Below are 202 nucleotides of genomic sequence, written 5' to 3' on the forward strand. Positions count from 1 at the left end.
GGTTGTCGGTGGTGTCGTTGACACGATCGGTGGTCTGATTCCGGGTCTGGGTGAGCTTCCGGGTCTTCCCGGTGGTGACCCCACGGTCCCGGGTCTCCCGGGTCTTCCCGACCTGGGCGGGGTTGTCGGTGGTGTCGTTGACACGATCGGTGGTCTGATTCCGGGTCTGGGTGAGCTTCCGGGTCTTCCCGGTGGTGACCCC

Annotated in this window: 1 protein-coding gene; it reads right to left on the bottom strand. The window is 65.8% G+C overall.

The genetic code is table 11. The features are described from left to right. A partial coding sequence (locus MIAR_RS17485; protein ID WP_285638582.1) for a hypothetical protein occupies positions 1–202 on the bottom strand: 202 nt, incomplete at both ends.

The organism is Microbacterium arabinogalactanolyticum (assembly GCF_030268005.1).
In the GTDB taxonomy this organism is placed as follows: Bacteria; Actinomycetota; Actinomycetes; order Actinomycetales; family Microbacteriaceae; genus Microbacterium; species Microbacterium arabinogalactanolyticum.